Origin of the sequence: Candidatus Clostridium helianthi, from assembly GCF_045310795.1 — a bacterium.
GTDB lineage: Bacteria > Bacillota > Clostridia > Clostridiales > Clostridiaceae > Clostridium > Clostridium helianthi.
The window spans coordinates 1-23,814 of record NZ_JBJIAB010000061.1 but is presented as its reverse complement, the minus strand read 5'-3'; the positions used below and the strand labels follow the sequence as shown (position 1 = coordinate 23,814).

Here is a 23,814-nt window from a genome sequence, read left to right as displayed (position 1 = left end):
CCGCCGTATACCGAACGGTACGTACGGTGGTGTGAGAGGTCGGAAAACAAAATAATTGTTTTCCTCCTACTCGATTATATTCAATTAAAAGTTACGTTGAACAAGAGGTATAGATAATGGCAAATTAAACAGAAATTATAATATTTAGAAGTCTGATAATGTGATATTGTTAAAAAATGCTATAATAGAAATATAATTGCAATGGAATTATAAAATCTGCTTCTATGGCATGTAATGAAAAAAGTCATTTTTTTGATTACTGTAATGTTAGTTATAGCTAAATGTTATTTGAAGATTTAATAGTGCGGCGTCTATAGTGAGAAGCTAATATATTACGAATGGGGGAATTTACATGAAAATATTAGTTTATGGAGCTGGTGTTTTAGGAAGTTATTTGGCTCATGTATTGATATGCGGAGGAAATGATGTTACATTGCTTGCTAGAAACGAACGTTTTAAAGAATTGAAGAATAATGGACTTGTTATTCGCCATTATATACAGTGTAAAACTACTACTGACAAAGTAAAAGTAATAGATTTTCTTCCTTCAAATGAAGTGTATGAAATAATATTTGTGGTAATGCAATATACGCATTTAAATTCAATATTACCGTGTCTTTCAAATAATCAAAGTTCTAATATTATATTTGTTGGTAATAATGCAGATCCCCATGCAATTAAGAATTATATGCAAAAAAATAGCTGTAATGAAAAAAATATTGCTTTTGGGTTCCAAAGTACTGGCGGAAGACGTGAAAATGGAAAAGTTATTTGTGTGCGTATAATTGGACAAATGGAGTTAGGTGGATTAGATGGTAACTTATCATGGAAAAACATTATAGATAGAGCTTTTAAAAACACAAAATATAAATTAACTTATTTTGATGATATGGATTCGTGGCTTAAAAGTCATATTGCTCTAATTATGCCTCTTTGTTATGCTTCATATGCATGTGATGGAGATTTACATAAAGTTGCTAAAAGCAAAAAACTTTTAAATCAAATTATTAAAGCAATTGATGAAGGATATAAAGTATTAGAATCACTTGGTTACTCCATTTTACCTAAAAACGAAGAAAATTTTGTTAGAAAGAAATCATATATGTTCTATCTATTATTGAAAATTACTATGATAACACCTATGGGAAGACTAGCGATAAGTGATCATGCTATGTCAGCAGTTAATGAGATGTTCATGTTGAGTGATGCATTCAACATATTAAAACAAAAATCAAATATTTCAACACCAAATTGGGATGAACTTCAAAGTCATTTAGAAAAAAATCGTAACAAAGAAACATGCATCAATTAATGATAGATATGGGGGCTTGGTATGAAGAAAAAAATACTTTTAATAACACCTGAGAATGAGGAAATAAATAGATTTAGAAAAAATCAATTTAATAATTTTATTCAGATAACTATGCCATACTTAGCAGCTTTCATAGATGAAAATAAATATGAAATAACTTTAGTTGATGAATATAATCAAAGAGTTCCTTTTGAAGAAAAATTTCATCTGGTTGCAATAACGGTAAACACGTCAAATGCTGCTCATTGTTATGATATATCGAAGAAGTTTAGGGATAAGAATATTAAAGTTGTAATGGGTGGACCTCATGCAACATTATTACAAGAAGAGGTAAAAAAACATTGTGATTATATAATTGTGGGAGAGAGCGAAATTATATGGCCAGAATTTTTAGAAGATTTCTATGAGGATAAAGCAAAACCAGAATATATTTGCGAAGAAGTACCTAATCTAAAAAATATGCCAATAGCAAGAAGAGATCTAATTCATAAAAGATACTTTACAAAAGGGGCAGTTATTTCTTCGAGGGGATGTCCTTATAATTGTAGTTATTGCAATTTAAAGCAAATTTATTGTGAGCCGTTTAGAACAAGGCCTATTAAAGAAGTTATTTCTGAAATAAAGACCATGAAAAGTAAGTTTTTTGTATTTTGGGATGATAATTTCTTTGGGGATATAAATTTTGTGAAAGAATTACTGTTGGAATTGAAAAAACTTAATAAAAAGTGGGCAGCACAAGTAACGCTAGAGAGATGTAAAGATGATGAATTATTAAAATTAGCTAAAGAGGCTGGCTGTGTATACTTCTTTGTAGGAATAGAATCTTTTTCACAGGATAGTTTAGGAAGCGTAAACAAAGGTATAAATGATGTAGATAAATATAAAAGTATGATAGATAAAATCCATAATAATGGAATTTGTGTACAAGCTGGAATAATATTTGGATTTGATACAGATAAAAAGGATGTATTCAAGAAAACTCTTGATGCCTGCAATGAGCTAGGAATAGATGGAGCAACTGTAAGTATATTAACTCCTCTGCCTAAAACACCAGTATATTCAAAGCTAAAAGAAGAAAATAGATTAATAACAGAGGAGTGGAGCTATTACAATGGAAAAACAAGAGTAGCTTTTATTCCTAAAAATATGAGTGCAGAAGAGCTGTTTGAAGGCTATATGTGGTTTAGGAGAGAGTTTTATTCTTTAAAATCTATTTACAAGAGAATAAGAAAGTCTAAAACAAATATACTATATAACTTGATTGTAAATTTAGGATATAAGATAAGTCTTAACGGTACAAAAAATAATTTTTAGTATATTAGAGAATTCTTTAAAGTAACTGGTTTATATGAATTATGAAGTTTGTTATAATTTAAACTTTAAATTATTCATATATCAATTGGGTTAATAATGAAAAGATAGGATTTAGAATTATAAATGAAATAAGTTTTTTATAATTAAACAGCATGGTATTTATAAGATTTACTATTATTAGCTAAAAGATAAATTGTAATTTGTAGGGTAGTTTAAACTGCTAAATTATTTAGAAATAAAGAGGTGCAATTATGAAAATACATGATAAATGCTTGCCATGTATGGTCAACCAAGTTATAAAAGTGGCAAATATTACAGGGGTTAACAATAAGGAAGAGTTATTGAAGGAAGTTTTTACATATCTCAGTAAAATGGATTTTGAGGCAACTACACCAGAAATTATTGGAGAAATTTTTGGCATGATAAAAGAACATACTAATAATCAAGATCCATATAAAGAAACTAGAAATTACTATAATACATTATTTTCAAAACTGTTACCTGAATTTGAGAAGAAGATTGAGCAAGCTGAAGATTCGTTTCAATTAGCAGTGAGGTATGCCATTGTTGGTAATATCATAGATTTCAATCCTATTCACAATACATTATTAGAGGATATATTTGATTATTTTGAAAAAATGGAACAGTTGGAACTAGCAATAGATGATTCCAGAGAGCTAGCGGAAGATATTTTAAATTCAAAAACATTATTATACTTAGGTGATAATTGTGGAGAAATATGTATGGACAAGATTCTTTTGAAAAAAATAAAAGAACTAAATCCTAATGTTAAAATATCCTTTGGAGTACGAGGTAAACCAGTTGTAAATGACTCTATAGCTGAAGACGCATATGCTGTAGGAATTGATGAATACGCAGAGGTTATTGATAATGGGGATGGCTCTCTTGGGACTGTTTTAAAAAGGACAAGTCGTGAGTTTAAAGAAGTCTATAAAAAGGCGGATGTAGTAATTGCTAAAGGGCAAGCTAACTATGAATGCTTGAGTGAAGAAAAGAAAAAGATCTATTTTTTGTTAATGACTAAATGTGATGTGATTGCAAATGATATTGGTGCTCCGGAAAAGAAAATGATTTGTATGAAAAACAAATTTTAATTACAGGAGGTGTGTAATGAGTAGTCTAATAGTACAAGCAATCTTAGGGATTATATTTAGAATTTTAGTATTAATCTTATGTGTGCTAGGAATATATGCTCTTGTCTTATTAATTAAGGCTATAAAGATCTATATTAAAAAGAATTCTTAGTTCTATACATAAATAAGATAAGCATTAATCAAGAAAGATTTAAAGATATCCAACTGAGAGTTTATCAGCTTTGAGATAAAGGATAATATAAATTTATATACTAATAATGGAGAACAATGAGGAAAAGTCGCTAATGCAATTGATGAGGAATTAGTTAGTGATGTTTTATTATATAAAAGCAGAGATGTAAGGAGAAAGATATTATGGAAAATAAAAATGGAAATCTATTAATGGCTCCGCTATGGCTAATGTATCCTGAAATTCCAAATGGAAGCATTGGATGGAGAATGGGATATGGTGAAGGATATGCTATAGATTTTTACTTATGGTTTAATAAATTAGAAGAGGATGAGAAGAAAAAGTATAAAGAAATGTTTCCGGAGCCTAAAAGATGGGAAAGAGGAGATAATATTTATGAATACAATAATTATTGGACATACACTTGGCAAAAAGATGGCAAGCCTGAATATGATTTAAATAACCTTATTTCAGATTATAAAGATGGAAAGAACTTGGAATATATTTATTTCTGGGGGCATCATCCTAAAAAAGATGGGGGGATTACAAAGTCTTGCTTTAGCCAGTGGTGGAAGAGCAGGTTAAATATTGGACATACTGAATATTTATTTATGGAACAATATATGATGGCAGAAAAAGCTAGATTTTTTGGAGACAAAGAAATAGAAGAAAAAATTATGAATAGTTATGATCCTAAGGAAATAAAGAGCTTTGGACGTAAAGTAAGAGGTTTTGATGAAGAAATTTGGAATAAAGCTAAATATTCAATTGTCATAAATGGAAATTATAATAAGTTCATGCAAAATGAAAGATTAAAAACATTTCTTCTCTCCACAGGGGATAAAATATTAGTAGAGGCAAGTCCATATGATAATGTATGGGGAATACAAATGTCTGAGGAGGATGTTAATATCAAAAATCCAGAATTATGGCGTGGGGAAAATTTACTCGGATTTGCGTTAATGGAAGTTAGAAATGAAATAAAAAGAGTATGTAAAAATAGCAATATGATTGATTGGGTTTCGTTGCATAATAGATATAGTTAATGTAGTACAGATAGATGGCATATTTATTTTATAAAGTAAATTCTAACCAAAGTTTTTATTGACAAAATATAGGTTAGAGAATATACTGATAAAAAAGTAATCATATAAAATTAGTATGAATTAAGAAAATAAACTTAAGTATAATACGTGCTCAATAAAAATAAATAAGAAATGATTGACTAGAAAACTAGAGATCGTAGAAATTTAGGGTGGTTAAGTCTTTTTGGACTTTTACTGCTTAGGGATTTTTGCGGTCTTTTTTGTTTTATTTTAGGCAATAGGCACTATCAAAAAAATTATTTGGCTGTGGGGATGTTTTTATGGATTTACAAAATTTTATTAGGAAATTTCAAATACCAGAGGTGGCTTATCCGTTCATCAACAAGATATTTACTAAAGAAGAAATTGAATTTGTAGATAAGATGGATAAGCATGCATTTACTAAGAAGGATATAGAGAAAATTATATATGAAAATTCAGAGGCGTTTATAAAAAATAGCTATAAAAGAGGTGTTATTTCACTTGTAGATGAAGAAACATCTACATATAAAATAGCAAATTTTTATAGTAGATTAGATATTTTTTCAATATCTGAGCAAGAGGTTTATAGAAGCATTCCAAAGGAAGAGCAACTTGCTATGGATGCCTGGTATTTTAAGGCTTATTATGATGAGCTAGATCCTGATTTTAGTGTAAGGCCTACAGAGGATGAAATCTTACCACTTAACAAGGTGTTAGAATTCATTGATACTCAGGATAGGCCTGTTTATCTAAATTATTGCGATTGTAGAAGCCTTAGAGGTGAATGTGAAAAAACAACTAAGACCTGTATTACGTATAGAAATGGAATTAATACATTTGCACATAGAGGTTTATCAGAAGAAATAGATAAAGAAAGAGCAAAAGAAATAGTGAAAAATGCTGATAAGGAAGGTCTTATGCATACTGTTAATTCAAATGGTATATGTAATTGCTGCGGAGATTGCTGTTATTTATTTAGAAGTCAGGCAAAAAGAAATAGCAGTGGATTTTGGCCAAAAGCAAATCAAATCATTAAACTTGATTCACATGACTGCATTAAGTGTGGTGCTTGTATAAAAAGATGTCATTTTGATGTATTTACTAAGGTTGATGGAATCATAAAAACAGATATTTCAAAATGCGTAGGTTGTGGAATTTGTTCAAATTCGTGTCCTACAAAGGCACTTAAGTTACAGGAAAGAAAATAACATGCTTGAAGATACACCGTATATTTTGCGTTAGTAAAGAAAGTGCTTTTGTTTATATAGGGAGAGATTAAATAAACATTGAGAGTATTAAGCTTGGTTCAAAAAGGTTAGGGATATGGTTTGATATGTTTTGAATGTGATTAAATTAAAAGAGAGGGATTAAAATGAGTTACGAAGCATATAAAAATAATCAGTTAGGTTTTACTACAAGACAATTACATGCAGGTTATAATCCAGCAGAACATTATAGATCAAAAGCAGTTCCAATTTACCAAACAGCAGCTTTTGAACTTGGGGATTTTGAGAGATGTATTAGATTATTTGATTATTCTGAAGAAGGTCATTCTTACGTAAGATTTTCAAATCCAACTAATACGGTACTTGAAAGAAGATTAGCATCACTTGAGGGAGGCATAGAAGCAATTGCATTAGGTTCAGGAATGGCAGCAATATCTAATACTTTTTTGAATATCGCAAAAACAGGGGATGAAATAGTAGCTGTTAATACTTTATATGGAGGAAGTACAACCTTATTAAATAGCATTTTACCTGATTACGGAATTGTTGGAAGGTTTGTAGAAGATGAAAATGATATAGAATCATACAGAAAAGTAATTACAGAAAAGACAAAGGCAATTTATATTGAAAGCCTTGGCAATCCTGGTATGAATATAATCGATATTGAAGCTGTAGCTAATCTAGCTCATGAACATGGAATACCATTAATTGTTGATAATACTTTTGCAACACCGTATTTATTAAGACCATTCGAATATGGAGCGGATATTGTTTGCTATTCTGCAACCAAATATCTTGCAGGTCATGGGACAACAATTGTAGGAGCTGTAGTTGAAAAAGGTGGTTTTGATTGGCTAAATGGGAAATTCCCTCAGTTTGAAAAATTTTATGATGAATATAAAGATACGATAGGAAAAGATATTTTAGATAAAACCATGTTTACTAAGAGGCTTAGAATAAGATATTTAACTGATTTAGGTGCACACTTAAGCCCAACTAGTGCGTTTTATTTATTGCAAGGAATTGAAACTTTATCTTTAAGAATGAGAGAACATGCAGCTAATGCGCAAAAGGTGGCTAAATTCCTTGAAGGTCATCCGAAAGTTCTTTCAGTGGCTTACCCAGGACTTAAAAGTAATAAGTATCATGAGTTAGCTAAAAAATATTTTCCTAAGGGTCCAGGCGCAATAATGTCTATAAGATTAAAAGGTGGAATAGAGGCAGCAAGAAAAGTCCTTGAAGAAGTTAAAGTATTTGATTACATGGTAAATGTGGGAGATGCAAAATCACTTATTGTACATTCAGCAACATCAACTCATTTTGGACAATCTAAAGAAGAAAGAGAAAAAGCAGGAGTATATGATGATACTTTAAGATTATCAATAGGAATTGAAGAGGCAGAGGATTTAATAGCAGATCTTAAGCATGCGCTTGATTTAATAGATGAATAGAGAATATTAAATAATCAATATTTTTCTATAAGCAAACCTACGTTCTGAGAACATAAGTTTGCATAGAAATATGTTATATGATATAATTACTGGAAGAAAAGAGGAAAGTTTCTAATAATTAATGATAGACTAAGCAATCAAAGATAGATGAACAGTTACAAATTTTATTCAATAATTACAATAATAATTTTGAATATGTCGTATATACTTACAAAGATAGGAATTATATATTATTATCTATTAAGCCTAAGCACAATTCAATGTATCTTTGACTTAGGAGCGTATAATATTTTTTTAGGAACGTTAATACTTTTAATCTTTTTACCAAAGGTTTTATAAGAACTTAAAAATTTTAGGAATTATACTTTTTCAACAAGGGAAGTGAGAATATGTGGCAAAATATTATAGATTATTTTCAAAAGGATATGAATAATTATTTGCAGGCAATAGGGCAACACTTAGAAATAAGTTTACTATCCTTATTTGTAGCAGCGATTGTTGGGATTCCCTTTGGAATATTATCTACTAAAAATAAAGTTTGGTATAGATGGGTAACAACCTGGTTTAATACTCTTAGAATTATTCCGAGCTTAGCTGTTCTTATAATGTTTATTCCTATTGTAGGAACAGGTGTTAAACCAGCACTTATTGCATTAGCATTACTTGGAATACCACCGATATTATTAAATACAGCACTTGCCTTTAACACAATTCCTGAATTTATGATAGAGACTTCAATGGCAATGGGAATGTCAAAAGCACAGAGTTTTTGGAAGGTAAAGGTGCCATTAGCTGCGCCTCTTATGCTAACAGGAATTAAAACTGCAATGGTTGAGATTATTGCTAGTGCTACCCTTGCTGCTTATATTGGTGGCGGGGGAGTTGGGAATATTATTTTCACTGGATTAGGACTTAATAGAGCAGATTTACTTCTAATAGGAGGTGTTACTGTAGCAATTCTTTCAATGCTTGCAAATGTAATTATGTTAGGTTTGGAAAAATATCTGCTCAGATATAAGTATATTAATTCGAATATATAGTTTTAAGTCGCTTAATGATTATAGATTAGTGAAAGTATTAAAGAATCACATATGAGCTTTAGATAAGCTCATTAAAAGACAAGTAATAAAGATTAATTTAGATTGGGGAGTGATAATTATGAATAAAAATATTAAAAGAATAATAGGAACGTTATTAATTACAGTTACACTTGGAGGGCTTGTTGCTTGCGGAAATAGCAAAGGTTCAAGTGGAGATAAAAATACAATCCGCATAGGGTCAAAGGACTTTACAGAAAATTCAATAGTAGGTGAAGTTTATGCATTAGCCCTTGAAGATAAAGGTTATAAAGTAGAAAGAGTACCTAATATAGCAAGCTCAGTTATTCATACATCGCTTGTAAATGATGAAATTGATTTATACCCAGAATATACTGGTACTGGATTATTGGCGATTTTAAAGAAGGATTTAATTACAGATCCAAAGCAAGTTTATGACACAGTTAAATCTGAATATGAAAAGCAATTTAATTTAGAATGGCTTGACTATTCGCCTGCAAATGATGGACAAGGCTTAGTAATTCGTACAGATGTAGCAAATAAACTTGGAATCAAAACTATTTCTGATTTACAAAAACATGCAGGTGAAATCAGATTTGCATCACAAGGTGAATTTGATAAGAGAGAAGATGGTATTCCAGGATTAGAGAAGGTCTATGGAAAGTTTGATTTTAAATCTACAAAGGTATATGACAATGGGTTAAAGTACGAAGTGTTAGCGAATAATGAAGCAGATCTTGCACCAGCATCTACAACAGAAGGTCAATTAGTAAAACCTGAATTTACTTTATTAGAAGACGATAAACACGTATGGCCTCCATATAATTTAGCACCAGTAATAAAAAAATCAGTATTAGATGCTCATCCAGATATTGCTGATATTTTAAATAAAGTTAGTGCAAGCTTAGATACTAAAAAGATAACAAAATTAAACGCAGAAGTTGATGTAGATAAAAAAGAATATGAAGAAGTAGCTAAGGAGTATTACGATTCTATTAAATAATAGATAGAAGGAGATATTCAAGATGAGTATAGCAATAGAGTTTAAGAATGTTTATAAACAATTTAAAGGAGCAGCATATAGCGCAGTTGATAATGTAAGTCTAAAGATTGAACATGGAGAATTTATTACAATTTTAGGTTCTTCAGGGTGTGGCAAGACAACACTACTTAAGATGATTAATCGCTTGTATGATCCACATAAAGGAAGTATTGAATTTTTTGGTGAGGATATTAGCAGTAAAGATCCAGTAGAGTTTAGAAGAAAAATAGGTTATGTAATTCAACAAGTTGGGTTGTTTCCACATATGACTATAGCAGGTAATATAGCGACAGTTCCAAAGATACTTAAATGGCCTAAGGAAAAAATAGAAGCTAGAGTAGATGAATTACTTGAACTTGTTGGACTTGAGCCAAAGGAGTTTAGAAGTAGATATCCAGCTCAATTATCTGGTGGGCAGCAGCAACGTGTAGGACTTGCTAGGGCTTTAGCAGTTAACCCAGATGTAATGCTGCTTGATGAACCTTTTGGTGCTATTGATGCAATAAATAGGATAAATCTTCAAGATGAGTTATTAAAGATTTATAATACTTCAAAGAAAACATATTTATTTGTAACTCATGATATTAATGAAGCATTTAAACTTGGAAGCAAAGTGTTAATAATGGATAAAGGAAAGATACAGCAATTTGATACACCAAGAAATATCGCAAAAAATCCAGCAAATGATTTTGTGAAATCACTAATTAATTCTGCAAAAGGGCAGGAAGTATTTTTGGAGGATTAAAAATTTATGATTGATTATTTATTAAAATATCCCGATAAATTATTAAAAGCATTTGTAGGACATATAGAAATTGTATTAATTACTTTAGTAATTTCTATAATATTAGCAGCATTATTAACGATATTAGCGGCTTATTCAAAAATAGCATCTAAATTGCTGGTTAATATATTTGCTATGATATATTCAATTCCTAGTTTAGCATTATTTGCGATTTTGGTGCCAATAACAGGGCTTGGTAAAGTTACTGCAATTATAGTTTTAGTACTTTATAATCAGTACATACTACTAAGAAACACAATAGATGGTCTTAATAATGTAGATGCTTCCATTGTAGAAGCGGCAACTGGAATGGGAATGAGCAAAAGCCAAATATTATTTCAAGTTAAATTACCTTTAGTCACTAAGCCAATTTTTGCAGGAATCCATCTTGCAGTAGTATCTACAATAGGTATTGCTACAATTGCGGCCTCTATTAATGCTGGCGGGATTGGAAGTGTCTTATTAGACGGACTTAGAACAGTAAATACAGCTAAAATACTATGGGGAACCTTAATGTCAGCAGGCTTAGCTATAGTAGTAAATGCAATACTTAATCTGATTGAGAAAAAGATTACTTAAAGCGATATATATTACAAAAATAATTCTTCATTATAAATCTAAAAATATTGCAAGAGTTCTAGCACTAATTGTGAATTGTGCATTATAAAATATATATAAACCTTTGAGAAATTATATTTTTAATAAACAAATATCATATAATCAAAATAGGATTTAATATATTAAAGTGATATTATCAAAGAATTTAGAAAGATCTGTTAAAATTATTTTATAATTTTGATAGATTTTTCTTTTTTTATACGAATTAATATATGTAAGTACAAACTTACTAAATGCAAGCTTGCTTTACGGGAAGAGGTAGAAAATGAAGGTGAATGAAGATAATTATATTAAAGAATTAAGAAATAGAAATGAAAAAGCCTTAGATTATGTTATTGATAATTATGGTTGGATTATAAAATCTGTTGTAGGGAAGCATCTATATGGGATCAATAGTGTTCAAGAAGAATGCATAAATGATATTCTTTTAGGGATTTGGAACAACATAAATAGCTTTGACGAAAGTAAAAATGAATTTAAAAATTGGGTAGCTGGTATATGTAAATTTAAATGCATTGATTATAAACGAAAGTATTTAAAAGATTTACAACATGAAAATATAGAAGATCTAAATATCAGTGATAATGGCATTGAAGTGAAGAATTTAGAAAATGAATTAAGTGATGAAGTAGAATCGCTGCTTGGATGTTTAAAGGAGAAGGATAGAAATTTACTTTATAAGCTATATGTTGATGAAATGGAGATTGATGAAATAAGCAACGAATATGGAATGAAAAAAGAAGTTATATACAATAGGCTATCTAGAGCAAAAAAGAAAATAAAAGATATTTTTAATATTAGTAATAAAAGAGGTGTTAAGTATGAAAAATAATGTATATAGTCTGCTTAATGATACAAATATTAATTTGGATGAATATAAAAAAGAGGATTTTAATGATATTGAAAAGAAATTACTTAAAAAGAATATTAGAAAATCTGTAAAGAAGAGTAGAAAACAAAATGTTGGAAGAAAAGTAATAGCTGCAGCTGCAATAATAGCAGTACTAGTTGGTATGTCTTTTGGAAATACGGGAGCTTACGCCATATCAAAAATAAATTTATTTAGCGAAAGTATTTCAAGTTTCTTAGGAATAGAGAGGAACTTAGAGGATTATAGCACTGTTATTAATAAATCTGTCAGGGATAAAGGTGTAAATGTTAAACTAAATGAGGTAATATTAGATGATAATGAATTACTTATATCTACTAATATTAGCTCCGATAGGATTTTAAAAGACTACGAATGCTGGAATGGTGAAATGACTCTGTATATAAATAATAAGAAAGTTAAATTTACAGGAGCAAGCGGAGGTATTAAAAATTTAGATTCTAATACTACTCAAGAAGTATTAGAATATGATTTAGATTCAATAAAAGATATTGATTTAAGCGGAGACTTAAATATGAAAATTATATTTTCTAAAATGGCAGTAAATTATCAAGATGATATAAATGGAACTTGGAAGTTTGAATTTAAAACTAATGGAGATAAACTTAAAATTGATACTAAAACAGTAAATCTTGACTATGAATTTGATATTGAAAATGGAGATAAATATATATTAGAAAAGTATACAGATAATGCTTTAGGTAAAAAAGTATATGGGAAAATCATTAATAATTCAGTCAATAATGGAACATACAAGATTTTACTAAAAGGATATGATGATTTGGGGAATAAGGTAGAATTTGATTTATCAAGAGGGAGAAAAGATTGGTTTGTATTAAAATATGAAAATGTATTAGTTGGAAATATGAGTGAAAAGGCAATTAAATTAATTCTGACACCTTATGCAGTAAAAATGCCAGAAGAAGGTGGTGAGGAACCTAAATTTGATGAATATAAGAAGGTTGGAGATGAATTTACAATAAATATCAAATAAAAAATAATGTGGAGAACTAAATCTAGATAGAGGAGGTTCTCCTTTTTATGTAATACCTATTTAGAAAGTAATCTAAATAGATATTGACTTTGAAGATAAGAATTGATATATTCTATTTAGAAATATTTCTAAATAGAATATAAAAGGGAGATGATAGTTTGGGGTTTCCAGAAACTTTTAAAGCATTGTCAGATCCAGTTCGGCGAGAAATTTTAGTAATGCTGAAAAGTGGTAAAAAATCAGCTGGGGAGATTTCAAAGGAATTTGATATGACAGGTGCAACAATTTCATATCATATATCTCAATTAAAAAAAGCAGGTTTGGTTTTAGAGACAAAATACAAAAATTTTATATATTACGAAATCAATGTATCGGTATTTGAAGAAGTAATGCTTTGGTTTTCGCAATTTAGGGGGAATGAAGATGAAAAAAGATAATATTTTATGGATTACAACTATTATTTGTTTTTTGCCATTGATTCTTTCATTTGGAGTATATGATAAATTACCTGAAGTAGTGCCTATTCATTTTAATTATGCAGGTGTTCCAGATAATTATGTGCCAAAAGCAGTTGGAGCATTTGGAATGCCGATTTTAATGGCAATAATTAATATTTTTATACACTTTAAGCTTAATAACGACCCAAAGAAAATGAATTCACCATCTGCATTGAAGTATTTAGGAAAGTGGTCTGCTCCAATTATTTCAGTCGTATTAGTACCAGTAACCTTATTTATTGCACTTGGATATAAAATTCCTATTCAAATTATTACATCAGTAGTCGTAGGAGTTATTATCGTAGCGGTTGGAAACTATTTACCAAAATGCAAGCAAAATTATACTGTTGGTATTAGATTACCATGGACATTAAATAGCGAAATGAATTGGAATAAAACTCATCATATGGCAGGATACCTTTGGATATTTGGCGGTATTTGTATGATAATATTAGGTTGCATACAGATGAAAAGTGCTTTATTAACTTTAATTATTTTATTAGTTATTGTAGTAATTCCATGTTATTATTCATATTGGTTATATAAAAATGGGGTATAATAAAATACTTTTTTCATAAATAGTATATCCGCAAAAAATTTTTAGAAGCATACATGTAGTTGGTTTACATAAACATATGTATGCTTTCTTTTCTACATTAAAGAAAGCATACACTATATGGATATTCAATTTCGGCTGATATCCACGTAAGTTCAATTCTCATTGTGGAACCCTATAGTATGTATTAAATCTTATAATAGCTTAACAGTTAAATTATTCAGCTGTTCTCTAATATCATCAGTGATGTTTGAATCTGTAACTATAGCATCAAATTCATCTATAGTTGCAAATTTATAGAGACTATCTGTATTAAATTTTTCTGTTTCAACAAGCAAAAATGCTTCTTTACTTGTTGAAACTATAAGTTCTTTAAGATTACCATCTTCTAACATAGAAGTACCTACGCTGTTAGTAATTAAATTTACACCGGAACTTCCTAAAAAGCCTTTATTAAAAGTATATTTAGATATGCTCTTAATGGCTTCTGAGCCTAATACTCCGCCGCTTCTATTGTCATATACACCACCTATGCATATTAATACAACGGTTTCATTGCTATTGAAAAGTGGTGGAATTATAGACATATTAGTTATCAAAGTTATTTTTTTGGTACTATTAGCTATTAGTTTTGCTAATAAAAAATTTATGCTTGAGGACTCTAAAAAAATAATATCTCCATCCTCTATAAGTTCAAAAGCTTTCTTAGATATTAACTCTTTGCTATTTAAGTTAACTGTCATTCTGGTAGTTATAGAGCTTAATTTAGAAATTTTTCTATTTAATATAGCTCCACCATAGGTCCTTTGAAGATCTCCATTTTTCTCTAACCTTTGTAAATCCTTTCTTATCATACCTTCTGAAACATTAAATTGTTCACTTAGTTCTTTAACTTTCACTCGACCATGTTTATTAAGTATATTTAAAATCTGTTCTAGTCTTTCTTCAGTAAACATTTAGGCACCTCACCAATCATTATCGTTTAGTATTGTTGTTGATTAATATTATAACATTATTCTTTTAATTTATAAAATATATTGAATAGATATTTAAAAAGGTATATAATGATACCAAAAGTTAATAAACGATATACAATGGTAAAAAATAAACTCAATTAGTGGAATATTTTAAAAAAGATATAATTTAGCGTTATAGGGTAATGCCTAGCGTCATATTTTATATATTTAGGCATCTTCAAAGAATAGCTGCAATGTTAGTAATTTTTGAAGGTGCCTAATTTAATAGATATTGAAGAAGGAACTTCATGAGGTAAGAAGTAGAATAAAAACTCAAGTAAGTTTTGAATTAAAATTAGACTTTAGAAATTTAAGTTCAAAATATATAGATTTATATTATATTAATGATAAATATTTTAATAAATAGCTGGATATTATTTAGTCTGTACATAAGAAATATAATATCATTCAATAATTATAAGATCAAGGTTGGGAATTTAAAGTTTACACCCAACCTTGTGTTATATAGTATTTTTTAGATTATACAAAGCTTTTGATAGCTCTATTTTTATAAAGTTAATAATGAAGATATGTTAGTAATTAATTTCTAACTCTAATAAACCTTCCTACATTAACTTTTTTGAAGGTAATTAGGAAGGTATAAAGTTCTTATTTTAGTATTAAATATACTAACTATTATTTTTAAATGTAAGTAGTTATATTACTATTTATAAGCTATAACATACGGATGCTTGTGTATCTAAGACACTGCCGATAAATTTAGCAACTTCTAAGTGATTTGGATGAATAAGATATTTATCTAAATCTTCTAATGATGCAAATTTTGTAATCAAAATTATATCATAATTACTTTCACCAGGACGAATATTTATTTCTGCCTGTATGTCTATCAGAACATCTATTTTTCCTCTCATGCTTAGAAGAATTTCTTGAGTTTTTTTAATATTATCAGTATCTCTATTCTTTAATTTTAATAATAAATTGTTTATGATCATATTATTTTACCTCCTAAAATATTTAATGTAGTTTGTGCGATTTAATGACCATTGATTTAGAAGAGAATTTTCTTCATGACATGCAAGCTATTACGGGTAGCAAGGATTACAAAGTTCTTAATAATAATCTAGTGAGCACTAAATAATACAATATGCCTATGTTGAATTATTTAGTAGAGCGGCTTTATAGACTATATAGTCCTTATTATTCCACCATCAATAATATGCTCACTACCAGTGATATAAGATGCTCTGTCAGATACAAGAAATGCAACAAGTTCAGCGATTTCTTCGGGCTTTGCTGGGCGACCAAGTGGTATGCCGCCAAGGTTATCCATTAATTCTTGACGTGCGTCATTATAGTCAATTCCGGAATTTTGTGCCATTCTTTCAATAAGACGCTCAGCAGCTTTTGTTTCTGTAAAACCTGGAGCAACCGTATTTATTCGTATTCCATTTCCACCAAACTGTGTAGCTAGATTTTTGCTGTAATTTGTTAGAGCTGCTTTAGCAGCAGAATATGACATAGTCATTATCCCAGGAAGTCTCCTTTGAATAGATGATATGTGAATTATTACACCTTTCTGTTGTTTAATCATAGATGGTAGAAAACCACGATCTAAGCGTACAGCTGAAAAAAGATTTTGGTTAAAGGCTTGCAACCAGTCGTCATCACTTAAACTTAATGCTCCAGAAGTGGAGGATGAAGAACCACCTACATTATTTATTAAAATATCTAATCCACCGAGTCTTTCAAGAGTCTCTTTAATGATTCTCTCAGTACTCTCTGGTGTGCTAACATTTGCTTGAATGAACCCTATAGAATCTGGCAAATCATTAGGCATAGTTCGTGCAGTAGTTATTATTTTAGCACCAACATTAAGCAAACGATCAACAATTGATCTACCAATACCTTTAGTTCCACCTGTTACAAGTACGCGTTTACCATCAAGTTCTTTGTTAATATCAAATGATAAGTATTTTGCATAATTAAAAATACCTCCCTTTAAATAAGTTTATCTACTTAATCAGTATAATTAAGCAAACTTGACGACATCACGTCAAGTTTTGGAATGGTATTTATTTACTTAAGCAAAATCATTATAGGAAGATAGGTCATATTATATAATTTAATACTTTCATCTTTTGGAAATTGGGTAAATAGGAATTCTAGTCTGATAACATTATGTAATATTATGGGGTTTTATTTTCTTAGTTATACAGTGGATTATATTCATTTTGATTCAGCGATTATAACTTGACATGATGTGGTCAGGACTATTTGAATATTGTTCTATGACAGAATATGGACCACTTTTAAGATTGCTTAATATTTCTAAAGATAGGGTAGTAACAGGTGCACTATTAGTAGGTTATCCACTTTATAATTTTAAGAGACTGGTAGATAGAAATCCTTTAGAAATCACATGGCAGTAATAAAGTAATGATTTCTGGGAGTAAAATTCTCTAATCTATAAAAATCAACTATTCCCCTCAACTTTATTATACCATATGAAATTTTTAGTAGGAGTATAATATGCAATACATTGCTTATTATATATGATAAAACTAGAGGAAGGTAAATCAGTGGGAATAAGAGATTTGGCAACATTTTAAGGTATCTCAGAAACTTACTTATCTAAAGTATATGCAAAAGTAAGCGAGTCAGGAATTATAAAATCATGCCGGGTGTAAAAGGTGTTTACGCGTTAGCTCGCAGTGCAGAAGAAATAACATTTTGGGATATTGTTGAAGCAGTAGCAAGGAAGCAAACCATTCCTCCAATGTGCATAAATTACGCAAAATAATATATTAGTAGATAAAGATAATTTGCCATATACACATACAAAATGTACATGTTTAATAAAAGTTATAGTGTCAGAAGCAGAAGATGAAATGAGAAAATATTTAAGAAAAAAATCATTGGCATGGTTATACGATGAAGTATATAATAAAAAGCTTCCTAAAGGGGTTTAAGAAGCAACAATTGAATGGATCAATAATAGAAAAAAGTAATTTAAATAGTAAAAATTAAGAAGATTAATGGAGTTAGTGCGACGTGCATTTAGAGGTGATATTGTGAACTACATATCATAAGTAATTTAGATTTTTTTGCCTATAAGTCTCATGAGAGTTCGTAGTAGCCAGTGAAATACAAGAATATACATGACTGTATTGCAAACATCCAATACGGTTTTTATTATATATAAAATTAGAAGGTGATGTTGTAATTATACTATAAGATTACGTTGATATTTTTGGCAAAGAAATAAACACATAATGAAATTTCTAAATACTATACTTTTATACATGAACATGAGTAATGGAAAAATTATTTTCTATGAGAGAAAAGCATTATTTTAGACGTATACAATCTATCTAATTTAGATTTATTGGAAATTTCAAAAGAGTACAAAGAAATATTAATTATACTAAATGAAAATAGGATAATATTGATGAGTACATTTTAAAACTCAAAATATGTGAAAAGTTGGAGTCGTGGTAATTTTGAAAAGATTAAATAAGGAGTATTTTATTTTAGGAATAAGAAATACCTAGCGATACAGCAAGGAGATTAGAATTAGTATAGTATGAGTTAACTGGACATGATTATAAAAATAAATGAGTTAGAGACAGAAAGGTACGTTATAGAAATTTAAAATTATTATCATATAAATGGTTACAAAAAATTTACAGAAACTATTGACATTGTTATGATAACGTTTTATACTTTACTTAACCGGATTACTTAACCGGTTAAGTAAAGAAGAGGTGAGTTTATGAATAAGATTTGTATTCTTGGAAGTATCAATATGGATATGGTTGTTTCTATAAATAAAATGCCACTAATTGGAGAAACAATTTTTAGTGATAATTTTAAGTTAGCACATGGGGGCAAAGGTGCTAATCAGGCAGTTGCAGCACAAAGACTAGGATCAGAAGTACATATGATAAGCAAGGTAGGACAAGATGCTTATGGATTACAAATAGTAAATAGTCTGGAAAAGGAAAATATAAATGTTGATAATATATTTAGAGATGATGTTAGCCCAACAGGTACCGCAATAATAACTGTAGACAATGAAGGTAATAATTCGATAATAGTTGTACCAGGTGCAAATATGACTCTTAATTTAAAAGAAATAAATAAATGTAAAGAAGTCATAACTTGTAGTGACATAATAGTATCACAATTTGAAACACCTATTGAAGTTACAATAGAAGCTTTTAAATTTGCAAAAGAAAATGAAGTTATTACAATTTTAAATCCAGCTCCAGCAAAAGATATTCCAAAAGAATTACTTAAATATACAGATATTATAGTACCTAATGAAACAGAAGCTACAACATTGACTGGAATAAATGTAAAGGATTTAGAAAGTGCAAAGCAAGCTGCAAATATCTTTTTTAATAATAATGTTAAATATGTAATAATTACATTAGGTGATAAGGGCGCAGCTGTAATATCAAAGGAAGATGGAATTTTAATCCCTGCATATAAAGTTAATGCAGTAGATACTACTGCAGCTGGAGATTCGTTTATAGGAGCAGTAAGTACCAAATTAACAAAATCTAATTTAAATATTAATTCATTGGCAGAAGCAGTTAAATTTGCAAATAAGGTTTCAGCTATAGCAGTTCAAAGAGAAGGAGCGCAACCTTCAATACCATCTTTAAAAGAAATTAACGAGATTTATAGGGAGGAATAAAGATGAAAAAAATTGGTATTTTAAATGGAGAAATTTCTAGTGTGGTTTCAAAAATGGGACATAAAGATTTAATAGCTATAGGAGATTGTGGATTACCAATACCTGATAAAACAAAAAGAATAGATATAGCATTAACAAAAGATATTCCTAGCTTTATGGATACATTAAAGAACGTATTATTAGAACTTCAAGTAGAAGAAGTAATTTTAGCTGAAGAAACAGAAAAAAATAACCCTAAAATTTTTGAGAAAATAAAAAAACAATTTCAAAATGTGAAATTTACTTTTATATCTCATGAACAATTAAAAATAATGTTAAATGACTGTAAGGCTGTAATTAGAACAGGAGAGCAGACTCCTTATGCTAACATAATTCTTAGATCAGGAGTAATTTTTTAAGGAGGAGTAATTATGGAAGAAAACATTCCTTTCCTTCAGATGGAAGGCATATCCAAGAGTTTCCCGGGAGTAAAAGCACTTGAAAATATAAACTTAAGCTTATATAAAGGAGAAGTATTAGCTCTTTTAGGAGAAAATGGTGCGGGAAAATCTACATTGATGAAGGTTTTAACTGGTGTTTATCAAAAAGATGAAGGTAAAATTATTATAGACGGTTCAGAAGTTGAGATAAAAAATATAAAAGAAGCTGAAAAATTAGGTATATCAATGATACATCAAGAGTTAAGTGTTTTACCTAATTTAACAGTTGCAGAGAATTTGTTTTTAGGAAATGAAAAAATAAATAAATTAACTAAAAAGTTAGATAGAAAAACAATGAACAGTATGTGTAAAGATTATTTAGAACAGATAGGATGCAATGTTAAGCCGAATGAGTATGCCAAAAATATAAGCATTGGAGAAATGCAGATGCTTGAAATAGCAAAAGCAATTTCAAAAAACTCTAACGTAATAATTATGGACGAGCCAACAACAGCATTAACAGATGCGGAAACAGAAAAGCTTTTCAAAGTTGTCGAAAAGCTTACGAGTAAGAACATAGCAATAATATATATATCTCATAGATTAGATGAAATTTTTGCTATTTGCGATAGGATAAATGTTTTAAGAGATGGAAAATATGTAGGTGAAGTTCAAGTAAAAGATGTTACTAAAGATGATTTAATAACTATGATGGTAGGTAGAAAAATGGAAGAACAATATCCATATAAAGAACCTGCTAATGTGAAACCTATATTAAAATTAAAGGATATTTGTTTAAAAGGAGTTTTACAATCAATTAATTTAGAGGTAAGAGCTGGGGAAATCCTTGGAATGTCAGGACTTATGGGGGCAGGTAGAACAGAAGTTGCGAAGGTCATTTTTGGAGAATACAAAAAAACTAGTGGTTCTATTGAGATGAACGGGAAAGAATTAAATATCAATTCTCCTAAAGATGCAATAAACAACGGAATCGCATATTTATCAGAAGACAGAAAAAAAGAAGGACTTATTCTTCCTTTATCAGTAAGAGAAAATATGACATTGGCTTCTTTGAATAAGTTTGAAAATAGAAATTTTTCTATAAGCAAAACAGCTGAAAAAAATACAGTTGATAAGTATATAAAAGACTTATTAATTAAAACTCCTAACCAAGATCAACTAATAAAGAATTTAAGTGGCGGAAATCAACAAAAGGTCATTATAGCCAAATGGCTTATACAATCTCCTAAAGTTTTAATAATAGATGAACCTACAAAAGGTATAGATGTAGGTGCCAAAAAAGAAATATATGATGTATTAAATATGTTAAAAGCTAAAGGAACAGCAGTTATTATGATTTCATCAGACATGCAGGAAGTGCTTGGAATATCAGATAGAGTAATAGTAATGCATGAAGGTAAAATAACTGGAGAGTTAGACCGCAAAGAAGCAACCCAAGAAAATATAATGAAATTAGCGATTGAATGATAAAAAAGGTTCAACTTTTTTATAAAGGAGTGTTGAAAGTGACTAATATAAAGAGTGAAAAAAGTTTGATTTCTTATAAGGGAGAGTTAAAAATGACTAATATAAAGAATAATTTATTAAAATATAAATCTATTTTAGCATTAATCGTATTGTGTGCAGTTATTACTATAATTTCACCATCATTTTTACAAGTATCAAATTTAAGAAATTTATTTACTCAAATTTCTGTAAATGCTGTTATATCATTGGGAATGACTTTTGTAATACTTACAGGCGGAATAGACTTGTCTGTAGGGTCAATTGTTGCAATAGCAGGAGCAGTATCAGCTGTAACTATAAAAAATACTGGAAGCATATCACTAGGGATATTAGCAGCATTACTTACAGGAATTTTAGTAGGAGTAATTAATGGAATAATTGTTGCTAAAGGAAGATTTCAAGCCTTTGTAGCGACTTTAGCAACACAAACAATATTTAGAGGTGCTACTTATGTATTTACTGGAGGTAATCCAATATCAGGAATAGGCGATGGCTTTGTCAAATTAACTAATAGTAGAATATTAGGAATACCTGTTCCAGTTATTATTACAATAATTGTATTTGCTATTTGTGCTTATCTTTTAACTCAAACTAGATATGGAAGATATGTATATGCAGTAGGTGGAAATGAAGATTCAGCAAGACTTTCGGGAATAAGTGTTACTAGTGTTAAAACTTGGGTGTATATTATATCTGGTGCTACAGCTGCAATCGCTGGAATTATTGTCGCAAGCAGAATAGGATCAGCAGCACCAACAGCTGGTAATGGCTATGAATTAGATGCAATAGCGGCCATAGTTATTGGAGGTACAAACTTAGCTGGTGGCGAAGGAACAATACTTGGAACAATAATAGGTGTGTTAATTATAGGGGTTTTAAGTAATGGTTTAAATCTTATGGATGTTTCAGCTTTTTATCAAACTATAGTAAAAGGGTTAGTAATACTATTAGCAGTTTTAATAGAAATGAAAAAATCTAAATAATGCATTAAGTATTTATCGTAAATAAGAAAACGATATTACTAGTTTAATCTAAAAGCATCGCTTAAATATTAAACTAATAAAAATTATAAAAAATATTTTTAGGAGGGAATTTTATGAAAAAAATATTTAAACTAGCATCAATAGCTATGATAGCAACTATGTCAATGGGGGCGTTTGCAGGATGTAGTTCCAGCAGTTCAGGGACATCTTCAAGTACAAAATCTGATTCTAAAAAAATAGGTATGGTTGTCTCAACTTTAAATAATCCTTTCTTTGTAACACTAAAGGAAGGTGCTGAAGCTAAGGCTAAAGAATTAGGATATGAATTATTAGTTGTTGATTCACAAAATGATTCATCTAAAGAGCTTTCAAACGTTCAAGATATACTACAAAAAGGAGTTAGTGCGTTAATACTTAATCCTGTTGATAGTGATGCAGCTGCAAGTTCAGTTGCCCAAGCTAACAATGAAAAAATTCCAGTAATAACTGTAGATAGACAAGCAAATGGTGGCGATGTAATTTGCCATATAGCATCAGATAATATAAAAGGTGGAGAAATGGCAGCTAACTTTATAAAAGAACAACTTGGCGACAAAGGTAATATAGCAGAACTTCAAGGAACACCAGGTGCTTCTGCAACACGTGATAGAGGAACTGGGTTCCATAATATAATTGATGCAGATAAAAACTTAAAAGTCGTATCATCTCAACCAGCTGATTTTGATAGACAAAAGGGATTAACTGTAACTGAGAACATGTTACAATCAAATCCAGATATTCAAGCTATCTTTGCACAAAATGATGAAATGGCATTAGGTGCTGTTAAAGCATTAAACACTTCTGGAAAAAAAGCTATAATTGTTGGATTTGATGGAGGCGATGATGCGAAAAAAGCTGTAGATTCAGGAGAAATGACAGCAACAGTAGCACAACAACCAGATTTAATGGGAAGTATGGCTATAGAAAATGTTAAAAAGATATTAAATGGAGAAAGTGTAGATAAAAACATTGCGGCTGAATTAAAATTATATGTAAACCTGAATTATTCATAGATATAGTTAATAACATAAGAAAGTTAGTTTTTCATGCTATTAGCTATTTCTTTTCTTAA

At 29.5% G+C, this 23,814-nt stretch carries 24 protein-coding genes and 1 pseudogene; 22 read left to right on the top strand and 3 right to left on the bottom strand.

Going from position 1 to position 23,814, the window contains the following annotated elements; translation table 11 throughout:
- Nucleotides 1-352 precede the first annotated feature (352 nt).
- The 15 genes from ACJDTP_RS26095 (at nt 353) to ACJDTP_RS26025 (ending at nt 14,095) form a co-directional block, all read left to right on the top strand.
- A complete protein-coding gene (locus ACJDTP_RS26095; RefSeq protein WP_406762861.1) occupies nt 353-1,312 on the top strand; it encodes a ketopantoate reductase family protein in 960 nt (319 codons plus the stop codon).
- A 21-nt stretch (nt 1,313-1,333) separates the two neighbouring features.
- Nucleotides 1,334-2,626 (top strand): B12-binding domain-containing radical SAM protein, encoded by a 1,293-nt coding sequence (locus ACJDTP_RS26090; RefSeq protein ID WP_406762860.1) that lies wholly within the window; start codon nt 1,334-1,336, stop codon nt 2,624-2,626.
- A gap of 251 nt (nt 2,627-2,877) precedes the next feature.
- The gene (locus ACJDTP_RS26085) at nt 2,878-3,741 is read left to right on the top strand and encodes a damage-control phosphatase ARMT1 family protein (RefSeq protein WP_406762859.1); all 864 of its coding nucleotides are present in this window, start codon (nt 2,878-2,880) and stop codon (nt 3,739-3,741) included.
- Between the two features lie 16 nt (nt 3,742-3,757).
- The gene (locus ACJDTP_RS26080) at nt 3,758-3,892 is read left to right on the top strand and encodes a hypothetical protein (RefSeq protein WP_271813349.1); all 135 of its coding nucleotides are present in this window, start codon (nt 3,758-3,760) and stop codon (nt 3,890-3,892) included.
- Nucleotides 3,893-4,095: 203 nt separating this feature from the next.
- Complete coding sequence (locus ACJDTP_RS26075; RefSeq protein WP_406762858.1) at nt 4,096-4,956, top strand: NADAR family protein; 861 nt, start codon at nt 4,096-4,098, stop codon at nt 4,954-4,956.
- 320 nt (nt 4,957-5,276) lie between these two features.
- Nucleotides 5,277-6,185 (top strand): 4Fe-4S binding protein, encoded by a 909-nt coding sequence (locus tag ACJDTP_RS26070; protein ID WP_406762857.1) that lies wholly within the window; start codon nt 5,277-5,279, stop codon nt 6,183-6,185.
- Between the two features lie 164 nt (nt 6,186-6,349).
- The gene (locus ACJDTP_RS26065) at nt 6,350-7,654 is read left to right on the top strand and encodes an O-acetylhomoserine aminocarboxypropyltransferase/cysteine synthase family protein (RefSeq protein ID WP_171772061.1); all 1,305 of its coding nucleotides are present in this window, start codon (nt 6,350-6,352) and stop codon (nt 7,652-7,654) included.
- Nucleotides 7,655-8,043: 389 nt separating this feature from the next.
- Nucleotides 8,044-8,694 (top strand): ABC transporter permease, encoded by a 651-nt coding sequence (locus ACJDTP_RS26060; protein ID WP_017210443.1) that lies wholly within the window; start codon nt 8,044-8,046, stop codon nt 8,692-8,694.
- A gap of 118 nt (nt 8,695-8,812) precedes the next feature.
- Complete coding sequence (locus ACJDTP_RS26055) at nt 8,813-9,715, top strand: glycine betaine ABC transporter substrate-binding protein (RefSeq protein ID WP_012059713.1); 903 nt, start codon at nt 8,813-8,815, stop codon at nt 9,713-9,715.
- Nucleotides 9,716-9,737: 22 nt separating this feature from the next.
- Nucleotides 9,738-10,499, top strand: coding sequence for an ABC transporter ATP-binding protein (locus ACJDTP_RS26050; RefSeq protein WP_406762856.1), 762 nt, complete (start codon nt 9,738-9,740; stop codon nt 10,497-10,499).
- Nucleotides 10,500-10,505: 6 nt separating this feature from the next.
- Complete coding sequence (locus ACJDTP_RS26045) at nt 10,506-11,117, top strand: ABC transporter permease (RefSeq protein ID WP_168982963.1); 612 nt, start codon at nt 10,506-10,508, stop codon at nt 11,115-11,117.
- 304 nt (nt 11,118-11,421) lie between these two features.
- The gene (locus ACJDTP_RS26040; protein ID WP_271813353.1) at nt 11,422-11,988 is read left to right on the top strand and encodes a sigma-70 family RNA polymerase sigma factor; all 567 of its coding nucleotides are present in this window, start codon (nt 11,422-11,424) and stop codon (nt 11,986-11,988) included.
- Nucleotides 11,978-13,039, top strand: coding sequence for a DUF4179 domain-containing protein (locus tag ACJDTP_RS26035; RefSeq protein ID WP_406762855.1), 1,062 nt, complete (start codon nt 11,978-11,980; stop codon nt 13,037-13,039). Before ACJDTP_RS26040 ends, ACJDTP_RS26035 begins: the two co-directional genes overlap by 11 nt.
- A 158-nt stretch (nt 13,040-13,197) precedes the next feature.
- Nucleotides 13,198-13,476, top strand: a complete 279-nt coding sequence (locus ACJDTP_RS26030; RefSeq protein WP_026887388.1) for an autorepressor SdpR family transcription factor — start codon at nt 13,198-13,200, stop codon at nt 13,474-13,476.
- On the top strand, nt 13,463-14,095 hold the full coding sequence (locus ACJDTP_RS26025; RefSeq protein WP_406762854.1) for an SdpI family protein: 633 nt from the start codon (nt 13,463-13,465) through the stop codon (nt 14,093-14,095). Before ACJDTP_RS26030 ends, ACJDTP_RS26025 begins: the two co-directional genes overlap by 14 nt.
- Nucleotides 14,096-14,286: 191 nt before the next feature.
- Here the strand turns inward: ACJDTP_RS26025 and ACJDTP_RS26020 are convergent, their stop codons facing one another.
- The 3 genes from ACJDTP_RS26020 to ACJDTP_RS26010 form a co-directional block, all read right to left on the bottom strand.
- Nucleotides 14,287-15,048 (bottom strand): DeoR/GlpR family DNA-binding transcription regulator, encoded by a 762-nt coding sequence (locus tag ACJDTP_RS26020; protein ID WP_406762853.1) that lies wholly within the window; start codon nt 15,046-15,048, stop codon nt 14,287-14,289.
- 728 nt (nt 15,049-15,776) lie between these two features.
- Complete coding sequence (locus ACJDTP_RS26015; RefSeq protein ID WP_406762852.1) at nt 15,777-16,064, bottom strand: Dabb family protein; 288 nt, start codon at nt 16,062-16,064, stop codon at nt 15,777-15,779.
- A gap of 191 nt (nt 16,065-16,255) precedes the next feature.
- The gene (locus ACJDTP_RS26010; protein ID WP_406762862.1) at nt 16,256-17,029 is read right to left on the bottom strand and encodes an SDR family oxidoreductase; all 774 of its coding nucleotides are present in this window, start codon (nt 17,027-17,029) and stop codon (nt 16,256-16,258) included.
- 331 nt (nt 17,030-17,360) lie between these two features.
- Between ACJDTP_RS26010 and ACJDTP_RS26005 the strand changes: the two genes are divergently transcribed.
- The 7 genes and pseudogenes from ACJDTP_RS26005 (at nt 17,361) to rbsB (ending at nt 23,755) form a co-directional block, all read left to right on the top strand.
- Nucleotides 17,361-17,501: a nitroreductase family protein gene (locus tag ACJDTP_RS26005; RefSeq protein WP_406762851.1), complete on the top strand. Its 141-nt coding sequence runs from the start codon at nt 17,361-17,363 to the stop codon at nt 17,499-17,501.
- Between the two features lie 123 nt (nt 17,502-17,624).
- Nucleotides 17,625-18,041: pseudogene (locus ACJDTP_RS26000) on the top strand (Rrf2 family transcriptional regulator).
- A gap of 803 nt (nt 18,042-18,844) precedes the next feature.
- The gene (gene rbsK, locus ACJDTP_RS25995; protein WP_406762850.1) at nt 18,845-19,774 is read left to right on the top strand and encodes a ribokinase; all 930 of its coding nucleotides are present in this window, start codon (nt 18,845-18,847) and stop codon (nt 19,772-19,774) included.
- A 2-nt stretch (nt 19,775-19,776) separates the two neighbouring features.
- A complete protein-coding gene (rbsD, locus tag ACJDTP_RS25990) occupies nt 19,777-20,172 on the top strand; it encodes a D-ribose pyranase (protein WP_406762849.1) in 396 nt (131 codons plus the stop codon).
- Between the two features lie 12 nt (nt 20,173-20,184).
- A complete protein-coding gene (locus tag ACJDTP_RS25985) occupies nt 20,185-21,681 on the top strand; it encodes a sugar ABC transporter ATP-binding protein (protein WP_406762848.1) in 1,497 nt (498 codons plus the stop codon).
- 92 nt (nt 21,682-21,773) lie between these two features.
- Nucleotides 21,774-22,703 carry an ABC transporter permease gene (locus ACJDTP_RS25980; RefSeq protein WP_041901120.1) on the top strand — a complete coding sequence of 310 codons (930 nt, stop codon included), beginning with the start codon at nt 21,774-21,776 and terminating at the stop codon, nt 22,701-22,703.
- A gap of 113 nt (nt 22,704-22,816) precedes the next feature.
- Nucleotides 22,817-23,755: a ribose ABC transporter substrate-binding protein RbsB gene (rbsB, locus tag ACJDTP_RS25975; protein ID WP_406762847.1), complete on the top strand. Its 939-nt coding sequence runs from the start codon at nt 22,817-22,819 to the stop codon at nt 23,753-23,755.
- Nucleotides 23,756-23,814 lie beyond the last annotated feature (59 nt).